At 69.2% G+C, this 1,726-nt stretch carries 1 protein-coding gene and 1 pseudogene; one reads left to right on the forward strand and one right to left on the reverse strand.

Annotated elements, in window-relative coordinates:
* Window positions 1–124: 124 nt before the first annotated feature.
* Window positions 125–1,171: pseudogene (locus LHA35_RS28135) on the forward strand (IS701 family transposase); the annotation flags it as partial.
* Between the two features lie 271 nt (window positions 1,172–1,442).
* Here LHA35_RS28135 and LHA35_RS28140 read toward each other — a convergent pair.
* Entirely contained in the window at window positions 1,443–1,682 is a 240-nt protein-coding gene (locus LHA35_RS28140; protein WP_226614949.1) for a transposase, read from the reverse strand.
* Window positions 1,683–1,726 lie beyond the last annotated feature (44 nt).

Here is a 1,726-nt window from a genome sequence, read left to right on the forward strand (position 1 = left end):
TCGCGCATCACCCGAAAACCGCTTGCCTACCTGTCGCGCCGCGACAATCATCCAGCCGCCGCGACCACAGACTCTCATCCTGATTGTCGCGCTGCTCGCATCCAGATCGTCGCGCCACACGGCGGTGCGCGAGCAGGTGCTGCCGGCGATCGAGCGGCACGGACTGGTGCGCTACTGGATCGTGGATGACACTGGCTTCCCGAAGCAGGGCACGCACTCGGTCGGAGTGGCGCGGCAGTACTGCGGGCAGCTCGGCAAGCAGGACAACTGTCAGGTGGCGGTGAGCCTGTCGGTGGCCAACGACCAGGCCAGCCTGCCGATCGCCTACCGGCTCTACCTGCCGGAGGCCTGGGCCGCGGATCCGGTGCGGCGGGCCAAGGCGGAGGTGCCGGAGGAGGTCGGCTTCGAGACCAAAACCGCGATCGCGCTGGGCCAGCTCCGGCAGGCCCGCGAGCAAGGCGTGCCGGTCGGCATCGTGCTGGGCGATGCCGGCTATGGCGACGAGTGCGACTTCCGGGTCGGGGTGACAGAGCTGGATCTTCGCTATGTGCTGGGCATTCGTCCCGGCACCAGCGTCTGGCCGCCGGGCCAGGCGCCGCTGCCGCCTGCCCCCTGGTCCGGCCGGGGCCGGCCGCCGACCCGGCTCCGGCGCAGCCCGGAGCACCAGCCGGTGTCGGTGAAGGATCTCGCTCTCGGCCTGCCGCCAAAGGCCTGGCGTACCGTCACTTGGCGCGAGGGCAGCCAGGCCGATCTCACCTCCCGCTTCGCTGCCTTGCGGGTCCGCCCGGCCCACTGCGACACCCTGCGCTCGGAGCCCTGGCCGGAGGAGTGGTTGCTGATCGAGTGGCCCGAGGGTGCCGAGGAGCCTGCCAAGTACTGGCTGTCCAACCTGCCGCCCCGCACCGCGCTGAAGGATCTGGTCCATACCGCCAAGGCGCGCTGGCGGATCGAGCGGGACTACCAGGAACTCAAGCAGGAGATCGGCCTCGGCCACTACGAGGGTCGCGGCTGGCGCGGCTTTCACCACCATGCCAGCCTCTGCATCGCAGCCTACGGCTTCCTCGTGGCCGAGCGCTGCCTTTTCCCCCCTCAATCCCGCTTCACCGCGCGACGGCTCAAGGCACCTGCGTTACCCAAGGGCTTCCAGCCGCGCGGTGCCGGTCCGGCCTGAGCGCCACGTGCCGCACTCAATCGCCAGCATTCGCCGCCGCCTCACCGTCGGCCTTGTCCACCTCCTCCCGCGCTGCCCCTGCTGCCTGCAGAAACAGCATATACGGCCAAGAAGAAAGTGACACAGTAAGATTAGGAGACCTGTGCGCGGACGGGCCGAGGAAGCCGATGCCTGGGCTTTTCGGGTTTTCTCGTCCGCTGACTGGGCTGCGGAGCGCCAGTCTTGCCGCTCAGCGGCCTGCCGGGTGTGATGCGGGCAGACTCGTTCCGTCTCAGGCTGCCGCGCCGGACAGCAGGGTGAGCGTCCGGCGGAGGTTGTAGGCCATGGCGGCGAGCCTGACCTGCAGCCCGGCCTTGGCGAGGCCGAGCCAGCGCATCCGTCGCAGGCCGTAGCTGCGCTTCCAGGTGCCGAATACCTTCTCGATGCGGCAGCGGATCTGAACCGCACCGGGATGGCCGGAGGCTTTTGTGCTTGGGTCATGCCGCCAGGGCGGTTGTCTCCCGTTGGGCATAGTAGCGCGCCTCGGCCTCGGCGGGAGGGATGTTTCCGATCGGC

Source organism: Roseicella aerolata, from assembly GCF_020523605.1.
In the GTDB taxonomy this organism is placed as follows: Bacteria; Pseudomonadota; Alphaproteobacteria; order Acetobacterales; family Acetobacteraceae; genus Paracraurococcus; species Paracraurococcus aerolatus.